13 protein-coding genes are annotated in these 19,186 nt (G+C 70.7%); 4 read left to right on the top strand and 9 right to left on the bottom strand.

The annotated features are described in order from the left end of the window. The first annotated feature begins 104 nt into the window (after nucleotides 1–104). Both MKK54_RS20115 and MKK54_RS20110 read left to right on the top strand, forming a co-directional pair. Nucleotides 105–2,924 (top strand): bifunctional transaldolase/phosoglucose isomerase, encoded by a 2,820-nt coding sequence (locus MKK54_RS20115; RefSeq protein ID WP_244013523.1) that lies wholly within the window; start codon nucleotides 105–107, stop codon nucleotides 2,922–2,924. Between the two features lie 441 nt (nucleotides 2,925–3,365). After that, on the top strand, nucleotides 3,366–3,746 hold the full coding sequence (locus MKK54_RS20110; protein WP_244013521.1) for a PilZ domain-containing protein: 381 nt from the start codon (nucleotides 3,366–3,368) through the stop codon (nucleotides 3,744–3,746). 50 nt (nucleotides 3,747–3,796) lie between these two features. On the opposite strand, the gene MKK54_RS20105 is transcribed toward MKK54_RS20110, so the two are convergent. The 6 genes from MKK54_RS20105 to MKK54_RS20080 all read right to left on the bottom strand — a co-directional run bounded on the left by MKK54_RS20105 (nucleotide 3,797) and on the right by MKK54_RS20080 (nucleotide 12,251). Further along, a complete protein-coding gene (locus tag MKK54_RS20105; protein WP_244013519.1) occupies nucleotides 3,797–5,242 on the bottom strand; it encodes a helix-turn-helix transcriptional regulator in 1,446 nt (481 codons plus the stop codon). Nucleotides 5,243–5,510: 268 nt separating this feature from the next. Further along, the gene (locus tag MKK54_RS20100) at nucleotides 5,511–6,260 is read right to left on the bottom strand and encodes a class I SAM-dependent methyltransferase (RefSeq protein ID WP_244013517.1); all 750 of its coding nucleotides are present in this window, start codon (nucleotides 6,258–6,260) and stop codon (nucleotides 5,511–5,513) included. Nucleotides 6,261–6,310: 50 nt separating this feature from the next. Next, a complete protein-coding gene (ppx, locus tag MKK54_RS20095; protein ID WP_409564213.1) occupies nucleotides 6,311–7,852 on the bottom strand; it encodes an exopolyphosphatase in 1,542 nt (513 codons plus the stop codon). Nucleotides 7,853–7,889: 37 nt separating this feature from the next. Next, complete coding sequence (locus tag MKK54_RS20090) at nucleotides 7,890–10,304, bottom strand: RNA degradosome polyphosphate kinase (protein WP_244013575.1); 2,415 nt, start codon at nucleotides 10,302–10,304, stop codon at nucleotides 7,890–7,892. A 116-nt stretch (nucleotides 10,305–10,420) separates the two neighbouring features. Beyond that, nucleotides 10,421–11,158: a hypothetical protein gene (locus tag MKK54_RS20085; RefSeq protein WP_244013515.1), complete on the bottom strand. Its 738-nt coding sequence runs from the start codon at nucleotides 11,156–11,158 to the stop codon at nucleotides 10,421–10,423. A gap of 1 nt (nucleotide 11,159) precedes the next feature. Next, complete coding sequence (locus MKK54_RS20080; RefSeq protein ID WP_244013512.1) at nucleotides 11,160–12,251, bottom strand: AI-2E family transporter; 1,092 nt, start codon at nucleotides 12,249–12,251, stop codon at nucleotides 11,160–11,162. Nucleotides 12,252–12,469: 218 nt separating this feature from the next. Between MKK54_RS20080 and purM the strand changes: the two genes are divergently transcribed. Further along, on the top strand, nucleotides 12,470–13,537 hold the full coding sequence (gene purM / locus MKK54_RS20075; RefSeq protein WP_244013510.1) for a phosphoribosylformylglycinamidine cyclo-ligase: 1,068 nt from the start codon (nucleotides 12,470–12,472) through the stop codon (nucleotides 13,535–13,537). Then, entirely contained in the window at nucleotides 13,537–14,193 is a 657-nt protein-coding gene (gene purN, locus MKK54_RS20070) for a phosphoribosylglycinamide formyltransferase (RefSeq protein ID WP_244013508.1), read from the top strand. Before purM ends, purN begins: the two co-directional genes overlap by 1 nt. 22 nt (nucleotides 14,194–14,215) lie before the next feature. On the opposite strand, the gene MKK54_RS20065 is transcribed toward purN, so the two are convergent. The 3 genes from MKK54_RS20065 to MKK54_RS20055 form a co-directional block, all read right to left on the bottom strand. Next, nucleotides 14,216–15,160: an aspartate carbamoyltransferase catalytic subunit gene (locus MKK54_RS20065; RefSeq protein WP_244013506.1), complete on the bottom strand. Its 945-nt coding sequence runs from the start codon at nucleotides 15,158–15,160 to the stop codon at nucleotides 14,216–14,218. A 106-nt stretch (nucleotides 15,161–15,266) separates the two neighbouring features. Further along, on the bottom strand, nucleotides 15,267–18,245 hold the full coding sequence (locus tag MKK54_RS20060; RefSeq protein ID WP_244013503.1) for a response regulator: 2,979 nt from the start codon (nucleotides 18,243–18,245) through the stop codon (nucleotides 15,267–15,269). 145 nt (nucleotides 18,246–18,390) lie between these two features. Further along, nucleotides 18,391–19,161 carry a potassium channel family protein gene (locus MKK54_RS20055; RefSeq protein WP_244013500.1) on the bottom strand — a complete coding sequence of 257 codons (771 nt, stop codon included), beginning with the start codon at nucleotides 19,159–19,161 and terminating at the stop codon, nucleotides 18,391–18,393. Between the last annotated feature and the right edge of the window lie 25 nt (nucleotides 19,162–19,186).

Here is a 19,186-nt window from a genome sequence, read left to right as displayed (position 1 = left end):
TCCTCCTCCCCCTCCTGGGGAGGAGGGCCACAGGATCGATGACGTGCGAGGCGCCGCATCTCCCGCGCGCGACTCGCCGATGACGGACGACGAGGAGTTTTCGCATGAACCCGCTCAAGTCTCTCTTCCCCGAACAGGGTCAGGCCGTCTGGCTCGATTTCGTCGCCCGCGGCTTCGTCGCCGACGGCAAGCTCAAGGCCCTGGTGGACGCGGACGGCCTGCGCGGCGTCACCTCCAATCCCTCGATCTTCGAGAAGGCCATCGGCGGCTCCTCAGAGTACGACGACGCCCTGAAGGCCGTGATGGACAAGGGCGACGCCCGGGTCATCGATCTCTACGAGGGCTGCGCGATCGCCGACATCCAGGCCGCCGCCGACGTGCTGCGCCCCGTCTACGAGGCCAGCGACGGGGCCGACGGCTATGTCAGCCTGGAGGTCTCGCCCTACCTCGCCCTCGACACCGAAGAGACCCTGGCGGAGGCCCGCCGCCTCCACGAGACGGTGGCGCGCGACAACCTGATGGTGAAGGTGCCGGCGACCCGGGAGGGCATCCCGGCGATCCAGGCCCTGACGGCGGACGGCATCAGCATCAACGTCACCCTGCTGTTCTCGGTGGACACCTACGAGGCGGTGGCGCGCGCCTTCATCGCCGGCCTGGAAGCCTTCTCCGCCAAGGGCGGCGACGTCTCGCGGATCGCCAGCGTCGCGAGCTTCTTCATCAGCCGCATCGACGTCGCCGTCGACAAGGCGCTCGACGACAAGGGCGGCTTCGACGAACTCAAGGGCAAGGTCGCGATCGCGAACGCCAAGCTCGCCTACCAGCGCTACAAGGCGATCCATGCCGAGCCGCAATGGCAGGCCCTGGCCGAGAAGGGCGCCAAGGCGCAGCGCCTGCTCTGGGCCTCCACGGGCGTGAAGAACAAGGCCTATTCCGACGTGCTCTATGTCGAGGAGCTGATCGGTCCCGACACCGTCAACACGATGCCGCCGGCCACCATGGACGCGTTCCGCGACCACGGCACCGTCAAGGCCGCGATCGAGAGCGATGTCGCGGGGGCCGAGCGCGTGATGGCGCGCCTCGCGGAGGCCGGCATCGACATCGAGACGATCGCCGACACCCTGGTGGACGAGGGCGTGCGGCTCTTCATCGACGCCGCCGACAAGCTGCTGGGCGCGGTGGCCGCCAAGCGCATCGACTTCCTCGGGCCGAAGCTCGACGCCCAGACCCTGGTGCTCGACGAGGCCTTGAGTGCCGCGGCGAAGAAGGCCGTCGAGGAGTGGCGCGCCTCGGGCAAGATCCGCCGGCTCTGGGCCCACGACAAGACCGTGTGGAGCGATGCTGACGAGGATCGCTGGCTCGGCTGGCTGCGCATCGTCGAGGACGAGTTGGAGCACGTCGCCGATTACGAGGCCTTCGCCGAGGAGGTGCGGGCCGGCGGCTTCTCCGACGTGGTCGTGCTCGGCATGGGCGGGTCGAGCCTCGGCCCGGAGGTGCTGGCCGAGACCTACGGCACCCGCGAGGGGTTTCCGACCCTGCGCATCCTCGATTCCACCGATCCGGATCAGGTCCGCGAGACGGAAGCCGCGATCACCTTGGCGACCACGCTCTTCATCGTGGCCAGCAAGTCGGGCTCCACGCTGGAGCCCAACGTGTTTCGCGACTACTTCCTCGGCCGGATGAAGGAGGTCGTCGGCGACAAGGCGGGTTCGCACTTCGTCGCCGTCACCGATCCGGGCTCGGCCATGGAGAAGGCCGCCAGGGCCGACGGCTTCCGGCGCATCTTCTACGGCGTGCCGCAGATCGGCGGCCGCTACTCCGTGCTCTCGGCGTTCGGCCTCGTGCCGGCGGCGGCCTCGGGGATCGACGTGAAGGCCTTCCTCGACAACGCCCGGATCATGGTGCGCTCCTGCGGCCCGGCCGTGCCGCCGGCCCAGAACCCGGGCGTGCTCCTCGGCACCGCCATGGGGGCCGCGGCCCTCACCGCCGGCCGCGACAAGGTCACGATCATCGCTTCGCCGGGGATCGACACCTTCGGCGCCTGGGCCGAACAGCTCATCGCCGAATCCACCGGCAAGGCGGGCAAGGGGCTGATCCCCATCGACGGCGAGCCCGTCGACGTGCCGGCCGTCTACGGCCGCGACCGCTTCTTCGTGTATCTGCGCCTCGACGGCCGGGCCGATGCCCGGCAGGACGAGGCCCTGCGCAACCTCGAGCGCGAGGGCCATCCGGTGGCGCGCATCACGCTCGCCAACGAGGAGCAGCTGCCGCAGGAATTCTTCCGCTTCGAGATCGCCACGGCGGTGGCCGGCGCGATGCTGGGCATCAACCCCTTCGACCAGCCCGACGTCGAGGCGAGCAAGATCGAGACGAAGAAGCTGTTCGACGCCGCCGAGGCCAGCGGCGCCCTGCCCGCGGAGACCCCGATCTTCGCCGACGACACGATCGCGCTCTACGCCGATGCCGGCAATGCGGGCGCCCTGCGCCAGACCGCCGAGGGCCTGGACGCGGCGATCGCCGCGCACCTGGCGCGCGCCAAGGATGGCGACTACGTCGCCCTCCTCGCCTACGTGGCCCGCAATCCCGGCCACCACGCGATCTTGCAGGAGGCCCGCGTGGCGCTCCGCGATGCGCGGCGCCTCGCGACCTGCCTCGAATTCGGGCCGCGCTTCCTGCACTCCACCGGACAGGCCTACAAGGGCGGCCCGGATACCGGCGTGTTCCTCCAGATCACCGCCGACCCCTCGGCCGATCTCGCCATTCCCGGCCGCAGCCTCGGCTTCGGCACGGTGGTGGCGGCCCAGGCGCGCGGCGATTTCGCGGTGCTGGCCGAGCGCGGGCGCCGGGCTCTGCGCGTCCACATCAAGGGCGGCGACGTCGAGGCCGGCCTGAAGCGCATCGCGGCCGCGATCAAGGCGGCCCTGTAGGGCCCTCGAACGCGGTTCGTTGCGCGTGACATGGCGTGTCCCGCCCTGTGATCCTGTCGCCGCCTGATCGAAGCGGAGACAGGATCGCCCAGCCCGCGCGGCGCCCGGGCGAAGCCCAGATCCGTTATCTCGAAGGGATCAACCGGATTTGATCCGAGGCCTCGATTTCCCGTACAATCTCTCCGTTCGTGCTAGGCTTCTCGAAACATCTCGGTGGCATGGCTTTGCACCATGCTTCGTGTCAATCAAATCGAGACAAGACCGGTCTCGCGTCATCGGGTCGTGCTTCCGGCCCATTGTTGGAGTGACGGGCGTTCGGACTTCTACGCGGTCACCCATGATATCTCGGTCGATGGGATTTGCTTTCGGTCTTCTATCGTTCCCGAGCGCGAGGAAAGGTTGACTTGTAGCATTCGTCACGTCGGTCAAGTGAATGGCGTCGTGACCTTTGCGGGCGCCGAGACGTTCGTCGTCAAGATCCACGCGCGGACGCCATCGATCGCAAGCATCGCGAAGGACCTGGTGGCCCTGGCGCGCCAGCAGTTCGTGCCCGATACGCCGTCTCGCGTGCATCGGCGGATCGTTCCGCTTCGCACGCAGGTCGCCGTCCATCTGCCGTGCGGCCGAACGATCCCGGGCAAGCTCCTCAATGTCTCCGCATCCGGCGCGGCGCTCTATGTCGGCGAGCCGATCGAACTCGGCACCCAGTTCAGGATCGGGGAAACCTGGGCCAGCGTCGTGCGACAGTTCGAGAGCGGCGTGGGCGCCGCGTTCCTGGAACCCCTGGACCCTCAGAGTGTCAGCGAGCACATCCAGCTATAGGAGACCCGCGGCTGTGAGACCGTCTCGGCTTCGATCAGGCGGAGACGGCATCAGGACGCGAAACCGTTCTCCCGGCCCCAGATGATCGCCTCGCCGCGCCGGTGGATCCCGAGCTTGCGGTAGAGGGCGGCGGCATGGTTGCGCACGGTGTTGGGGGTCAGCCCGAGACGCTTGGCGATGGCGGCGTCGCCGTGGCCCTGGCAGATCAGGCGCAGGACCTCGCCCTCGCGCCGGGTGAGGTCGGGCGTCGCCGGCCGGGATTCCGGCGTGCCGGGATGGCGCAGGCTACCCAGCTTCTCGATGAGGCCCCGGCTGAACCACGACGTATCGGCCATCACGGCCTCGATCGCGCCGAAGAGTTCGCGCTCGGAGCGCTTGCGGTCGCTGATGTCCTGGAGGACCGCGAGCAAGCAGGCCTCGTCGCCGATGGTGACGCTCTCGGCCGAGACGAGGCAGTCCAGATCGATCCCGTCCCGACTGCGCAGGCAGGCCTCGAAGGCCAGCACGCTGCCCTGCGCGGCGAGGTCCGCCCCGAAGCGCTCGCGCTGGGTGCGATCGCTCCAGAGGCCCACCGCGTCGAGGGACTGCCCCACCACGCCCTCCTCGGTGTGGCCGAAGACGCGGGCGAAGGCCTGGTTCACGCCGATCACCGCGAAGCCCTCGGCCCGGCACAGCAGCGTCGGCACCGGCGTCAGGCGAAAGGCCTTGGCGAAGCGCTCCTCGCTGTGGCGCAGGGCGACCTCCGCCTTCTTGCGCAGTTCGAGATCGGCGAAGGTGAAGAGCATGCAGGGCTCGTCGCCCATGTCGATGGGCTGGCCCGCGACGATGACGAAGCGGGTTCCGCCATCGGGCAGGCGCAGGCAGGCCTCCATCTGAGGGATCGTCTCGCCCGCGTTGAGGCGGCCGATGGCGAGGTCGCGGTTGCGCGCCTCGTTCAGCACGTCGATCTCGTAGACGCTGCGCCCGAGGACGTCGTCGCTGCGATAGCCCGTCATCTCGAGGAAGCCGAGATTGACCTTGACGTGGCGCAGGTCCGAGAGCCGGCAGATCAGGGCGGGCGCCGGGTTGGCGTTGAAGGTCTTCTCGAAGCGCGCCTCGGCCTCGAATTGCGCCGTCACGTCGGTCAGGATCAGGACGAGGCAATCCGGCGCGCCGGCCGAGTCCGTGATGACGAGACTGCGGATGCGCTGCATCACGTCGAAGTCCGGCCGGTCGGTCCGGCGCACGTTGACGATGACCTCGTCGAAGGTCTCGCCCGCCAGAACGCGCTCGATCGGCGTTCGGCTGATGACGTGATGGTTGCGGTAGCGCAGCACGAAGCGCTCGCGGTAGGCCGCGACGGTGCCGCCGAGCTCGGCCAGCTCGGCCGCCCCGTGCATGGCGAGGGCGGCCGCGTTGGCCCAGGCGATGCGCTGGTCGGGCTCGATCAGGATCACCCCCTCGGTGAGGCCGGCGATGATCTGGTGAAGCTGGGAGCGGTCGACACCCGTCGTCAAAGGTCGTGGCATCCTGCATGTGGCGCGGCGCCCGCCGAAACGGGCGCGCCCAGGGTGCGGTCGGCGCCCCTGACGCGAACATGGGTGTTCGCCGGGGAACGAACGCGGGAGCGGCCGAGTCGTTGCCGAAGGAGACCGGAAACGGAAAGCGCGGCCGCTCGATTGTATACAAAATTCCGACCGGCATCGGAATTCCCGCGCGGATCGGTGCCGGGACGGAGCGATGGACCGGCGTGTCGATCCGCTCCGAGGCCGAACCGCCTTCCGATCAGAGCCGGCCGGCCCGCACGGAGAGCGGCCAGCGCACGCTTCGCCGACGCTCGGGCTCGCCCCAGGCCTCGGCGAGAGCCGTCAGGAAGGTCTCCATCGGGGCACGTCCGGCCGCGCGCTCCAGCGCCCGCACCGCCGACCACGTCTCGGTGTAGCCGATGAGGTCGCCCAGGGACCACGAAACCGCGATCGCCAGCGGCGGCGTCGCGATCTCGGCGAACGGGAAAGCGAGGCCGCGATACCCGTCCTCGACGTGGCGGCGCTCCGGCGGCCAATAGGAGCCGAGCACGTCTCGATAGAAGCCCTGCACCACCGCCTCGGCGGCGGCATCCCCCACATGCGGCACGCCGTAGGTGACGAGGGCCAGGATCGCCCCGGGCCGGGCCACGCGGCGGGCCTCGGCGTAGAAGGCGTCGAGGTCGAGCCAATGCGCCGCCTGCGCCACGGTGACGAGGTCGGCGCTCGCATCCGGCAGGCCGCTCCGCTCCGCCGGCGCCGTCCGATAGGTCACCGACGGGTGTGGGCGCGCGTTGGCGATCTGCTGCGCGCTCGCATCCGTGGCCACCACGCGGGCGAAGCGGGCCGCGAGCAGCACCGAGAGCTGTCCCGTGCCGCAGCCGCAATCGAGGGCGAGGTCCCGCCCGGGCGCGGCCGCCGCCAGGGCATCCACGAGTGCCGCCGGATAGGTCGGCCGATGCGCCGCGTAGCCGGCCGCATGACTCGAGAAATGGTCCTTGAAGGTCGCCATGGGCGCTCCACACCTGTTCCCGAGGACCGGAGGCGGTCGATCCGCCGGCGTCAGCCGCCCACGATCCGCCCGTCGAGTCCGAACAGGCGGCCGAGGCCGCGCACCCGGTTGAGGATGCGGTCGCCCGGCAGGGCGTCCTGGCCGGGGGGGAGCGTCAGGGTCACGCGCCCGTCGGCGACGATGACGGGCAGGCCGCCCAGCGCCCCCTCCATGCCGGCCGAGAGCGGAAAGGCGAGGCGCAGCAGGGCGCCGAGCAGGCGCGCCCGCTCGAACAGGCGGGGACCCGCGAGGTTGCGCAGCATCGGGCTCGCCTTCTCCGGCGCGATGCCCTCGTGGCGGAAGTAGATGGCCAGCGCGAGGTAGGCCCGGCCCGGATGGTCGATGCCCACGAAGGCCGCGTGCGTGATGACGTTGACGCTCTGCTCGCCGCGGTAATCCGGGTGCGCCCGCCAGCCGATGTCGGACAGGAGGCAGGCGGCGTGGCGCAGGCGGCGCTCGTCGGCGGTCTCGGGCTGGTCGAGGCTGGCGATGAAGCGGTCGCTCCAGGCGATGAGGTCGCGGGCATGGCCCGGCGAGCGGGCGCGCAGCGCATTCAGCTCGGCCGCCGCCGTCAGCAGCGGGTCGGCGAGGCGGGCATCGCGGTCGAGCTGCTCGTAGAGCAGGCCCTCGCGCACGCCGCTGGCCGAGACCGCGAGTTCGCGCGGGCGCCCGATCCGGATGATCTCCTCCAGCACCACCGCCCCGTAGGCGAGGAGCGGGCGCCGGGCCTCCGAGACGCTCTCCACGTCCTGCAGCAGGGCCGCGTCGGTGCGCTCCACCACTTCGAGGAAGTTCAGCTCGTCGGAGGGTTCGACGCTGTAGCCGTGCATGACGTGGAGCGGGTAGCCCCGGGCCGATTGGTGCAGGCGGGCCAGGGCGCGCCAGGTCCCGCCGACGGCGTAGAAGCTGCGCCCGCGCAGGGTCTCCAGCTGCGGGGCCGCCTTCTTCAGGTTCTCGCGGACGATCTTGAGGGCCTTCTTGACCGAGCCGCCCGAGAGGTCCTGGAGGGCGAGGCCGCCGAGCGGCATGGTCACGCCCATGCCGACGGTGGAGCCGCGCACGTCCACGAGTTCGAGGGAGCCGCCGCCGAGGTCGCCGACGACGCCGTCGGGGGCGTGGAAGCCTGAGACGACGCCGAGCGCCGAGAGCTCCGCCTCGCGCCGGCCCGACAGCAGCTCGATCCGCTGGCCGCAGGCGGCCTCGGCCGCCGCGAGGAAGTCCGGCCCGTTCTCGGCGTCGCGCGCCGCCGCCGTGGCGAGCACGAAGACCCGGCTGACCCGCATGGTCTCGCAGAGCACGCGGAAGCGCGCGAGGGCGACGAGGGCGCGGCGCACCGCCTCCTCGTTGAGGCGCCCGGTGGTGAGCACGTTGCGGCCGAGGCCGCACAGGACCTTCTCGTTGTAGAGGGGGGTGGGCGCCCGCGTCAGCCCGTCATAGGCGACGAGCCGCACCGAGTTCGAGCCGATATCGATGATCGCCACCGGCTCGATGTGGTCACCGGTCCCTTGGAAGGATGTCCCTCGGAAGGGCATGTGGGCAGGGTCGAGGCCCATGCGGGCTCCTCTGGACAATCCGTAAAGCACGCTGCCGTCAGCCACGTTGCGCGCGCCGGCTCAGGGCGCGCGGGCTCGACTTCTTCGACGACTTGCCGCGCCCGGACAGGCTGGGATTCGTCATGAAATACTTGTGCGCGTTGAACGGCTCCTCGCCCTCGGCGGGCTGGATCCGCTCGCTGGCACCCGACGCCAGTACACGCCAGCTCTGGCGGTTGTCGAGGAGGTTGGCCAGCATGATCTGGTCGAGCACCTGCTGATGCACCGTCGGATTGGTGATCGGCAGAAGCGCCTCGACCCGGCGATCGAGGTTCCGGCTCATCAGGTCGGCGGACGAGATGTAGACGGTCGCCTTGGGGTGGGGCAGCCCGACGCCGTTGCCGAAGCAGTAGATGCGGCCGTGCTCCAGGAAGCGGCCGACGATCGACTTCACCCGGATCGTCTCCGAGAGGCCGGGGATTCCCGGCCGGAGGCAGCAGATGCCGCGCACCACGCAATCGATCTGCACGCCGGCCTGGGAGGCATCGTAGAGCGCGTCGATGATCTGCTGGTCGACGAGGGAGTTGCACTTGATCCAGATCGCCGCCGGGCGCCCCGCCTTGGCATGGGCCACCTCCGCCTCGATGTTCTCGAGAAGGCGCGGCTTCAGGGTCAGCGGCGAGACCGACATCCGCTCCAGTTCGGCGGGCTCCGCGTAGCCGGTGATGTAGTTGAAGATCCGGCTGACGTCGCGGGCCACCGCCGGGTCGGCGGTGAAGAAGGACAGGTCGGTGTAGATGCGCGCGGTGATCGGGTGATAGTTGCCGGTGCCGACGTGGCAGTAGGTGACGAGCCGGTCGCCCTCGCGCCGCACCACCATCGACAGCTTGGCGTGGGTCTTCAGCTCGATGAAGCCGAACACCACCTGCGCACCGGCCTTCTCCAGGTTGCGCGCCCAGCGGATGTTGGCCTCCTCGTCGAAGCGGGCCTTCAGTTCGACGAGGGCGGTGACCGACTTGCCGAGCTCGGCGGCCTCGGCCAAAGCCGCGACGATCGGCGAATTCGAGGAGGTGCGGTAGAGCGTCTGCTTGATCGCCACCACGTTCGGGTCGCGCGCGGCTTGCGCCAGGAACTGCACCACCGCGTCGAAGGATTCGTAGGGGTGGTGGACGGTGAAGTCCTTCTGGCGGATCGCCGCGAAGACGTCGCCGCCGCTCTCGCGGATGCGCTCGGGAAAGCGCGGGTTGTAGGATTTGAACTTCAGGTCCGGCCGGTCGATGCCGACGATCTGCGAGAGTTCGTTGAGGGCCAGCATCCCCTCCACGAAGATCACCGCGTCGCTGCCGATCTCGAGTTCGTCGGCCACGAAGGCGCGCAGGTCCTCGGGCATCCCGGCCTCGACCTCGAGGCGGATGACGACGCCGCGGCGGCGCTGCTTCAGGGCCGTCTCGAAATGCAGGACGAGGTCCTCGGCCTCCTCCTCGATCTCGAGGTCGGAATCGCGAATGACGCGGAACGCCCCCTGCCCGCGGAGCGAATAGCCGGGGAAGAGCCGCCCGGTGAACAGCACGATGGCCTGCTCGATGGCGATGAAGCGCGCGGTGGCGTCGTTCTCCGCGTCGGGCAGGCGCACGAAGCGGTCGAGCACCGCCGGCAGGCGGATGAGGGCGCGTAGCGCGCGGCCGTCGCGCGGGCGCACCAGCATCAGCGCGATGGTGGAGCCGAGGTTCGGGATGAAGGGGAACGGGTGGGCCGGGTCGATGGCCAGCGGCGTCAGCACCGGGAAGACGTGGTTGAGGAAGTAATCCTCCAGCCACGCCTTGTGCTCCGGGGTCAGGCCGGCGGGTTCCATGAGTTCGATGCCGGCGCCGAGGAGGTCGCGGCGCAGTTCGCGCCAGCGCGTCTGCTGGTCGAGGGCGAGGCGCGAGACCTCGGAGCCGACGCGGGCCAGCTGCTCGGACGGGGTCAGCCCGTCCTGCGAGGGCAGCACGAGGCCGGCGCGGACCTGATCGTGCAGGCCGGCGACGCGCACCATGAAGAACTCGTCGAGGTTGTTGGCCGAGATCGAGAGGAAGCGCAGCTGTTCTAGGAGGGGGTGGTTGGCGTTCGAGGCCTCCTCCAGCACCCGTCGGTTGAACTGCAGCCAGGACAGCTCGCGATTGACGAACCGCTCCGGCGAGTGACGCAGGGCGAGACCCGCCTCCATCACCGAATCGCGCGCCTCGGTGCCGGGCGTCACCTCGGGCGGCGGGGGCAGTTCCCCGGCCGGCGGCAGGTCGAGATCGGCGTCCGGCAAGGCATCGGGGACGGGCGCCCGAGCGGCCGCAGGCAACTCCTGAGCGGTCGCGGGCGACCCTTGAGGCGGTTGGGCGACGGCGGCGGCAATCCGGCGCGTGGCGGTGCGGGCGGGCCGGGCGCGGCCCCCCGTGCCACGCGGGGTGGCGGTCTCCGCTGCGGGCGCGTCCGAATCCATATCCGCCAAGAGTGTCTCTCCTATGGGTCGAGGGGCCGGCTTCCTAGCACGGGCCGGGGCGCCGTTATTGACAATTCGATGACAGGCGTCGGGTGACGCGGAGCCCTGGGAGGGCCTCAGGGGTCGTCGTCGGTCTCGGGTTCGTCGTCCTCCGGCTCGTCCGCCCCGAAACCGAGGCGCGCCAGCACCGCCAGGGCCAGGGGCCTGGTGATGCGCCGCCCCCGGCTGAGGGCGTCGCGGTCCAGCGCCGTCACCACGTCGCGCGCCCGCCCGAGGGAGCGGTCGATGCGCAGGGCCAGGGCCTCGACGATGGCGAGATCCACCACCAGTTGGCGGTCGACGAACAGCTTGACGAGGACCGCCCGCATCAGGGCGTCGTCCGGCGGCAGGATGGTGGCGCCGGGCGCGAGGCGCAGACGCGAGCGCAGGTCCGCGGTGGTCAGGGCGAGCGCCTCCACCGAGGCGGCGGAGGTGGCGAGCACGGGGCTGCCGCGCTCGCGGGCGAGGTTGAGGAGGTGGAACAGGGCCGCCTCGTCGCGGGGCTCCCGATCGAGGTCCTCGATCACCAGGGCGCCGTTGGAGACGAAATGCGGGACGGTGGCGGCGGTGATCTCCGAGGCCCGCGCCGTCCAGGCATGCGCGCGCGTCGCCCAGATCGAGGCGAGGTGGCTCTTGCCGCTGCCGGGCGGCCCGGTGAGCAGGCACACGGTGTCGGGCCAGTTCGGCCAGGCCTCGATCAGCGCGTAGGCCGACTCGTTGGCGGGCCCCACGAGGAAGTCCTCGCGGCCGTAGCGCGGATCGGCCGGCAGGTCGAAGGCGAGCTGCTTCGGGGGCGCGTTTTCGCGAGAGGCCATCTTAGGAATCGCCCCGGATCAGGAGCCTGGGAGCGTCCGCGTGGTAGAGCGGGCTCTGGAGATAACGCTCCAGGGCGAAGCGCACCAGAACGCCGATCGAGGCCGCCACCGGCACCGCCAGCAGCAGGCCGACGAACCCGAACAGCGATCCGAAGGCGAGGAGCGCGAACATCAGCCAGACCGGATGCAGGCCGACCGATTCGCCGACGAGCTTGGGCGAGATGATGTTGCCCTCCAGGAACTGCCCGACCACGAAGACCCCGATGGTCAGGCCGATATGCAGCCAGTCGGAATCCGGCCAGAACTGCGCCAGGGCCACGCCGGCCGAGAGCAGGAAGCCGGTCAGCGTGCCCACATAGGGGATGAAGGTGAGGAAGCCCGCGATCAGCCCGATCAGGACCCCGAAGTTCAGGCCGACGAGGAACAGGCCGACCGCGTAGAAGGTGCCGAGGATGAGGCAGACCAGGGTCTGCCCGCGCACGAAGCCCGTCACCGCGCGGTCGATCTCGCGGCCCAGGCGCCGCACCACCGGCCGATGGCGCGGGGGCACCCAGCCGTCGACGGCCGCGACCATCCGGTCCCAGTCGACAAGGAGGTAGAACGCCACCACGGGCGTCACCACAAGGAGCGAGGCGATCGAGACCAGGGCCTGGCTGCCGGACCACAGGGACTTGAGGAAGGCCAGGAACCAGGTTCCGCCCTGCCCCACCAGGGCGCCGACCTGGGATTGCAGGTCGGTGAGCACGTCGGCGCCACCCACCCGCTGCAACAGCGGCCCGACCCGATCGGCGAGAATCCCCTGCAGGCGCGAGACCATGCCGGGCAGGGTCGCGACGAGCGCCGAGACCTGGCTGGCGGCGAGCGGCACCACCAGGAGGAGGGCCACCACCAGGCCGACCACGAACATCGCCAGGATGAGGAGCGAGGCCGTGAGGCGCCCGAGCCCGAGGCGCTCCAGCCGGTCGGCGATGGGGTCGAGCAGGTAGGCCAGCGCCAGGCCCGCCACGAAGGGCAGCAGCACGTCGGCCAGCAGGTAGATCAGAAGGGCGAGGCCCACGAGGGCCAGCAGCCCGATCATCGCCCTGCCGCGCATCGGCCGTTCCCCGTCCCAATCGTCGTCCGCGGCTCAACAGTGGGAACGCGGCGGGGGACGGTCAAGGCTGCGGGGCGTTTATGTCGGTCCGATCCCGTCACGCCACCGGCTCGGCGCCCGCCGCCGAGGAATGGCGGCCCCTCGCGCGCCGGACTCGCGAAGGCGCCCGCAAGCGGTTAGAGGTCGCGGAACGATGACCTTGAAAAAGAGCGGCGCGGATGACGGCTGAGCCAAAAAACGGAATGACCTACGCGGAGGCGGGCGTCGACATCGATGCCGGCAACGCCATGGTCGAGACGATCAAGCCGCTGGTGCGTGCCACGCGCCGGCCGGGCGCGGATGCCGAGATCGGCGGCTTCGGCGGCTTGTTCGACCTGAAGGCCGCCGGCTTCAAGGACCCGATCCTGGTGGCGGCTAATGACGGCGTCGGCACCAAGGTGAAGATCGCCATCGAGACGAACCGCCACGACACGATCGGCATCGACCTCGTGGCGATGTGCGTCAACGACATCATCGTGCAGGGCGCCGAGCCCCTGTTCTTCCTCGACTACTTCGCCACCGCCAAGCTGGTGCCGGGGGTCGGCGCCGACATCGTGCGCGGCATCGCGGCGGGGTGCCGGATCGCCGGCTGCGCCCTGATCGGCGGCGAGACCGCCGAGATGCCCGGTCTCTACGACGGCTCGGACTACGATCTGGCGGGCTTCAGCGTGGGGGCGGCCGAGCGCGGCACCCTGCTGCCGCGCGGCAACATCGTGCCGGGCGACGTGGTGCTGGGCCTGCCCTCCTCGGGCGTGCATTCCAACGGGTTCTCGCTGGTGCGCCGCATCGTCGAGAAGAGCGGCCTGTCCTACGACGATCCCGCCCCCTTCGAGCCCGCCCGGACGCTGGGCGAGGCCCTGCTGGAGCCGACCCAGATCTACGTGAAGCCCTTGCTCGCGGCCCTGCGGACCACGGACGGCATCAAGGCGCTTGCCCACATCACCGGCGGGGGCTTTCCCGACAACCTGCCCCGCGTGCTGCCCGACGGCGTCGGCATCAGCATCGACCTCGACGCGATCATCCCGCCGCCGGTCTTCGGCTGGCTCTCGTCCGTGGGCGGCGTCGCCGAATCCGAGATGCTGCGCACCTTCAACTGCGGCATCGGCATGGTGGTGGTGGTGTCGCCCGAGAGCGTCAGCGCCGTCTCGAAGGCCCTCGACCTCGGCGGCGCCTCGCCGGTCCGCCTCGGGCGGATCACCCCGCGCGGCCCCGAGCCCGTGACCTTCGAAGGCCGGCTCGCTTTTTGATGGCGGTCGTCCGAAAGACTCGGGTCGCGATCCTGATCTCGGGACGCGGCTCGAACATGGCCTCGCTGATCGCGGCGGCCGAGGCGTCGGATTTCCCGGCCGAGATCGTGCTGGTGGCGGCCAACCGCCCCGAGGCGCCCGGCCTCGCCTTCGCGGCGGCGCGCGGCATCCCCACCCGTGCCCTCGACCACAAGGCCTATCCGAGCCGGGAGGCCTTCGACGGGGCGCTCCAGGCGGAACTGGCTGCGGCGGGCATCGACCTCGTGTGCCTGGCCGGTTTCATGCGGATCTTTTCCGCCGGTTTCGTCGAGGCCTGGGCCGGGCGGATGATCAACATCCACCCCTCCCTGCTGCCGCTGTTCAAGGGGACGCACACCCACGAGCAGGCGCTCGCGGCGGGGGTGCGCCTGCACGGCTGCACCGTGCACTACGTCGTGCCGGAGCTCGATGCCGGCCCGATCATCGCGCAGGCCGCCGTGCCGGTCCGCCCCGGCGACGATGCCGACACGCTCGCCGCCCGCATCCTGGTGCAGGAGCACCGGCTCTACCCGCAGGCCCTGGCGCTGGTCGCGGGCGGGCAGGTGCGGCTGGAGGGGGAACGGGTGGTCTTTTCGGACGACGTGGTGCCGGCGGACGGGGCGCTGCTCAGCCTGTAGGCGGGACGCTCGCCGCAGCGCCTCACGCGTTCGGCAGATGCGTCGCCAGCGCTTCCAGCACCGCCATGCGCACGGCGACGCCCATCTCGACCTGCTCGCGGATGAGGGACTGCGCCCCGTCGGCGATCTCGGACGAGATCTCGACGCCCCGGTTCATCGGGCCGGGATGCATCACCACGGCGTCGGGGGCGGCGAGCCGCAGCTTGTCGGCATCGAGGCCGAAATAGCGGAAATACTCCTTCACGGAGGGCACGAAGGAGCCGTTCATGCGCTCGCGCTGGAGGCGCAGCATCATGACGATGTCGCAGCCCTCCAGGCCCTTGCGCATGTCTGTGAAGACCTCGACGCCGAAGCGCTCGATCCCGGTGGGCAGCAGGGTCGAGGGGCCGATGACGCGCACGCGCGCACCGAGCGCCTGGAGCAGGATGAGGTTCGAGCGGGCGACCCGGCTGTGCAGGACGTCCCCGCAGATCGCGACGCGCAGGCCCTCGATCCGGCCCTTGTTGCGCCGGATCGTCAGCGCGTCGAGGAGGGCCTGGGTCGGGTGCTCGTGGGCGCCGTCGCCGGCATTGACCACGGCGCAATCGACCTTGCGGGCGAGGAGATGCACGGCGCCGGCCGCGTGGTGGCGCACCACGATGATGTCGGGCCGCATGGCGTTGAGGGTGGCGGCCGTGTCGATGAGGGTCTCGCCCTTCTTCACCGAGGACGAGGCCACAGACATGTTCATGACGTCGGCGCCGAGGCGCTTTCCCGCGAGCTCGAACGAACTCTGGGTGCGCGTCGAGGGCTCGAAGAACAGGTTGATCTGGGTGCGCCCGCGCAAGGTCGTGCGCTTCTTCTCGACCTGCCGCGACAGCGCGACGGCGTCCTCCGCCCGGTCGAGCAGGATCTCGATGTCGGGTCGGGAGAGCCCCTCGATCCCGAGCAGGTGCCGGTGGGGGAAGCTGGGAGGCGCGGCTGTCATGCTGGGTCCAGGGCTATAGGCCGGGCCGGTCGGACCGGCAAGGCGGGCGCAGCGCCTCGCAAGGCGAAGTGCCCCGCAAGGAAGGCGCTGCGCCCGCCGGGAACCGTCACGTGCCCGGCGCCACCAGCGGGCGCAGGGATTCGGCGAGATCGGTGAGGCTCAGGCCCCCCTTCTGCAGCACCCGGTCGGCGCGGCCGGCGAGGCGCCGGCGGTCGTCGGCGGTGATGTCCTTGGCGGTGAGGACCACGACGGGAATGTCGCGCCACTCGGCCCGCTCGCGCAGGGCCCTCAGGAAGCCGAAGCCGTCCATCTCGGGCATCATCAGGTCGAGGAGGATGAGGCAGGGCTTCTTGGCCGCCGTTGCCTCCAGGCCGGCCACGCCGTTCTCGGCCGAGGCGACGCGCCAGCCCTCGCGGGTCAGCATCGCGGAGAGGCGTTCGCGCGCATCCGGGTCGTCGTCGATGATGAGGACCGGGCCCTTGTGCTCGGAGGGCTTGAACCGCTCCATCGCGGATTTGAGCTGGCCCCACTCGATCGGCTTCTGCAGGTAGTCGGTGGCTCCCAGCGAGAAGGCGAGGTTCTGCTCGTCGAGCACCGTCACCATGATGATCGGCGTCGCGCCGAGTTCGGGGTCGGCCCGCAGGGTGCGCAGCACCGACCATCCGTCCATGCGCGGCATGGTCACGTCGAGGAGGATGACGCGGGGCTTCAATTCGCGCGCCCGCTCGACGCCCTCGCGTCCGTCGCGGGCGGTGGCGACGGTGAAGCCGTCCTTCTCCAGGAAGCGGGCGAGGAGGTCGCGGGTCGAGGCGTCGTCGTCGATGATGAGGACGTGGCCGCCGGGGATCGGCCGCGCCTCGCCGGTCCGGTGCAGGGCGTCGTGGTCCTGCCGGATCGCCTCCGTCGGGTCCGGGGCCACGTAGAGCGCCGGCACCGTCAGGGTGAAGGTGGTGCCGGCCCCCTCCTGGCTCTCGACCTCGATGCGTCCGCCCAGCATCTCCGCGAAGGCCCGGGTGATGGCGAGGCCGAGGCCGGTGCCGCCGAAGCGCCGGGTGGTCGAGGCGTCGGCCTGGGTGAAGCGCTGGAACAGCCGGGCCTGCTGCTCCGGGGTCATGCCGATGCCGGTGTCGATGACCCGGAAGCTCAGCCAGTCGGCCCCGTCGCGCGGCGCGCGCGAGACCGCCAGCACGATGCGACCGCCCTCGGTGAACTTTGCCGCGTTGCTCAGGAGGTTGATCAGGCACTGGCGCAGCTTGGTCTGGTCGGTCCGGGCCTCGCCGAGATCGTCGCCGATCTCCAGGGCGAGGCTGTTGCCCTTCTTGTCGACGAGGGATTCCACGGTGGCGGCGACGTCGCGCACGGTCTCGGCGACGGGGAAGGCCTCGGCGTAGACCTCCATGCGCTCGGCCTCGATCTTCGAGAGGTCGAGCACGTCGTTGATGAGGCCGAGGAGGTGGCGGGCATTCGCCTCGATCTTGCGCATGTCGGCGAGCAGACCCTCCTCCCCGAGGTCCTCGATCTCCTCCTGCAGCATCTCGGCATAGCCGATCACCGCCGAGAGGGGCGTGCGCAGCTCGTGGCTCATGTTGGCGAGGAACTGGCTCTTGGCGCGGTTGGCCTCCTCCGCCGCCTCCTTGGCGGCTTCCAGCGCCTGCTCGGCCTCCTTGCGCGCGGTGACGTCGGAATGGGTGCCGACCCATTCGCGGATGCTGCCGTTCTCCTCCAGGATCGGCACGGCGCGCGCGGACATGATCCGCATAACGCCGTCCTGGCGCCGGACGCGGTGCTCGATCTCGTAGGGCGCGAGGCTTTCCAGCGCGGACAGCCAGGCCGCGTTGGTGCGCGCGCGATCCTCCGGATGGATCGCTTCCAGCCAGCCGGCCCCGGCGGCGGCCTGCGGGGTCTGTCCGGTGAAGCGGGTCCATTCCGAGGGCGTCGGCTCCATGGTGCCCTCCGGGTTCGTCGTCCAGACGATGGCGGTGGTGGCCTCGGTGAGGGAGCGGAAGCGTTCCTCGCTGTGGCGCAGGCGCTCCTCGGAGAGCTTGCGCAAGGTCTCGTCGGAGACCACGAGCCCGACGCCGTCGGCCTGCGCCTCGCCCGTCCGCGACGTCCCGGCCCGTCCGCGCAAGGGATAGAAGCTCATCTGGAAATGGCGCACCCCGCGCGGGGCGCTCGGCGTCGGCACCGCCACGTCGACGTTGTTGGTCACCAAGCCCTCGTCGCGGGCGGCCCTGAGCTTCGGGATCAGCTGCTCCTGCAGCGTCGGCACGTTCGCCCAGATCGGCGCGCCGAGATCGGCGCCGAAGCCCCGCTGGTTCATGGTGGCGAGCGCCCGGTTCATGTGCTGGATCGTCAGGTCGCGGTCGAGGAAGCCGAGGCCCACGGGGGCGTTGGCGAACACCCCGTCGAGGAGGGCGGCCGTGCGCTGCTCGTCGCGCCGGCGCACCAGGGCGAGGCGCCCGAGCAGGCCCACCGCGCCGAGCGCCGAGGCGATCGAGACCAGCAGCAGCACGAGGGAGAGCGCGCGGTCCCGCGCCTCGTCCGTCGCGAGCACGGCGTTGGCGTGGTCCTGCACGGCCTTGGCCGCCGACCGCACCCCGTCCATGGTGCGCTTGCCCTCGCCCATCCGGGCCACCGCCACGGCGGCATCGTAACCCTGGTCCCGGCGCAGGGCGATGACCCGCGCGGCGTAGCTGCGCTTCGCCTCGACGTCGCGGCGCAGGTCGCGGATGTGCTCCGGTCCCTGCGCATCCGTCTCCCGCGTCAGCGCCTCGATGGCGTTCAGCTGGCCGTCGAGGGTGTTCTGGGCCGCCTGATAGGGCTCCAGGTAGGCCTCGTCGCCGAACAGCACGTAGCCGCGCATGCCGGTCTCGAGCTCGACCATGTTCGAGAGCAGGCGCTCGCTCTGGGTCAGGATGGCGTGCTGGCGGGCGCCCTGCGCGCGGCTCGCCTCGCCCGCGAGGTAGTTCCCGACCCCCGCCGCCACCGCGACGCCGATCAGCACCAGGGCCAGCGGCGAGCTCGGCAGGCCCGCGAGGAGGCGCGGCTTGCGCCAGCCACGGTTGAGTGGGGAGGTGCTGGTCATGCGATGGGGTTCACGGTTTTCGTCGGCCCTGGGGCGGGAGAGGTCGGGGTCGGCGGGGCGATCCCGCCATGGCGGGCCGCAGGCCGACGCTCGCAAACGCGCCGGCCCCGGTTCCGTTCATCGCGCGGCGTTCGCGGTCCCGGGCTCAATCGCCGCCCTCGTCGGGGATCGCGAGGCGCGTGGCGCAGGCCTTGCAGTGGACGGCATCGCTCTCGTGGCGCTGCAGGCCGCATTCCGGGCAGGGGAAGCGCACCTTGGGCGGGCGGAACAGCACCTGGGCGAGGCGTAGGAACAGCGTCACCCCGAAGATCATCACCGCGACCGAGATCAGGCGGCCCGAGGTGCCCGGCAGGGTGATGTCGCCGTAGCCGGTGGTCGTCAGGGAGGTCACGGTGAAGTAGAGCGCATCGACGGCGTTGCCGATCGCCGGGTTGCTGCCGTGCTGGGTCGCGTAGACGATCCCGGTCATCACGAAGACGAAGACCGCGAGGTTGGTGCCCGCCAGGATCGCGTCCTCGTTGGCGCGGAACACCGTGCTGTCCGCGCGCATCCGGTCGAGGAGCTGGTAGGTGCGCAGCAGGCGCAGGGTGCGCAGGATGCGCAGGAAGCCGACCCCCTCCCCCACCACCGGCGCCAGGAACGAGACTACCGCCGCGATGTCCGCCCAGGTCGAGAGGTGCAGGAACTCCCCGGCCCGGTTCCGGCTGATGGCGAGCCGCGCCAGGAAATCGAGGAGCACGACGACGCCGAGGGCGACGTCGATCCCCTCGATCCAGGCGTGGCGCGGCAGGAACGAGGTGACCATGACGTAGCCCACGGTGGCCACGTCGAAGACGAGGAGGCCGTAGCGGAAGCGGTGGGCGCGGTCGGACCCGCCCTCGTAGAGTCCGGCGAGGCGGGCGGTGAGCGTGGTCATGATGGCGGCGGGGCGCGCGCGGAAA

This window comes from Methylobacterium sp. J-068, assembly GCF_022829445.1.
Taxonomy (GTDB): domain Bacteria; phylum Pseudomonadota; class Alphaproteobacteria; order Rhizobiales; family Beijerinckiaceae; genus Methylobacterium.
Note: the sequence above shows the minus strand (reverse complement) of the source record. Positions and strands in the feature narration are given on the sequence as shown.

What these genes read in the sequence shown, in the direction of transcription:
- MKK54_RS20115 (WP_244013523.1), top strand. Translation starts at nt 105, where the DNA reads ATGAACCCGCTCAAGTCTCTCTTCCCCGAACAGGGTCAGGCCGTCTGG.
- MKK54_RS20100 (WP_244013517.1), bottom strand. Translation starts at nt 6,260, where the DNA reads ATGGCGACCTTCAAGGACCATTTCTCGAGTCATGCGGCCGGCTACGCG.
- ppx (WP_409564213.1), bottom strand. Translation starts at nt 7,852, where the DNA reads ATGGGCCTCGACCCTGCCCACATGCCCTTCCGAGGGACATCCTTCCAA.
- MKK54_RS20090 (WP_244013575.1), bottom strand. Translation starts at nt 10,304, where the DNA reads ATGGATTCGGACGCGCCCGCAGCGGAGACCGCCACCCCGCGTGGCACG.
- MKK54_RS20085 (WP_244013515.1), bottom strand. Translation starts at nt 11,158, where the DNA reads ATGGCCTCTCGCGAAAACGCGCCCCCGAAGCAGCTCGCCTTCGACCTG.
- MKK54_RS20080 (WP_244013512.1), bottom strand. Translation starts at nt 12,251, where the DNA reads ATGCGCGGCAGGGCGATGATCGGGCTGCTGGCCCTCGTGGGCCTCGCC.
- purM (WP_244013510.1), top strand. Translation starts at nt 12,470, where the DNA reads ATGACGGCTGAGCCAAAAAACGGAATGACCTACGCGGAGGCGGGCGTC.
- purN (WP_244013508.1), top strand. Translation starts at nt 13,537, where the DNA reads ATGGCGGTCGTCCGAAAGACTCGGGTCGCGATCCTGATCTCGGGACGC.
- MKK54_RS20065 (WP_244013506.1), bottom strand. Translation starts at nt 15,160, where the DNA reads ATGACAGCCGCGCCTCCCAGCTTCCCCCACCGGCACCTGCTCGGGATC.
- MKK54_RS20060 (WP_244013503.1), bottom strand. Translation starts at nt 18,245, where the DNA reads ATGACCAGCACCTCCCCACTCAACCGTGGCTGGCGCAAGCCGCGCCTC.
- MKK54_RS20055 (WP_244013500.1), bottom strand. Translation starts at nt 19,161, where the DNA reads ATGACCACGCTCACCGCCCGCCTCGCCGGACTCTACGAGGGCGGGTCC.